This is a genomic window from Ancylomarina longa (assembly GCF_003996985.1).
Classification (GTDB): Bacteria; Bacteroidota; Bacteroidia; order Bacteroidales; family Marinifilaceae; genus Ancylomarina_A; species Ancylomarina_A longa.
Map to the genome: position 1 here is coordinate 1 of NZ_RJJX01000157.1, position 429 is coordinate 429.

Below are 429 nucleotides of genomic sequence, written 5' to 3' on the forward strand. Positions count from 1 at the left end.
CTATTTATATTTAATAGAATATTAAAAGAATATTAAACGCGGTAAGAATATAAATAAAATCTCAATAAAATCAAATCACAGATTTGTGCGAAATCCCTGCTATTTTCATTCAACCGCTACAAGATCAACAATTCCATGAGCTTGGGCTTCTGTTGCTGACATAAAAACATCCCTTTCCATATCTTCGGATACAACCCATAAGGGTTTGCCCGTTCTTTGTACATAAACCCTTGTGATGGTTTCGCGAAGTTTAAGTAATTCTTCCGCTTCCAAGATAAATTCTCCCGTTTGTGCCTCATAAAACGAACTAGCGGGTTGATGGATCATTACCCTGATGATAAATAAATGGTTCCTCTATCTTGCATGATGAGGTGAAAACAAAAGAATAAAATAAAAAGAAAAAAAAAAGATAGAATTGAACAACCGTAC

General features: G+C 34.0%; 1 protein-coding gene. It reads right to left on the bottom strand.

The genetic code is table 11. The features are described 5' to 3' along the window. Window positions 1-105: 105 nt before the first annotated feature. A complete protein-coding gene (locus tag DLK05_RS19130; RefSeq protein WP_209319952.1) occupies window positions 106-327 on the bottom strand; it encodes an ATP-dependent Clp protease proteolytic subunit in 222 nt (73 codons plus the stop codon). Window positions 328-429 lie beyond the last annotated feature (102 nt).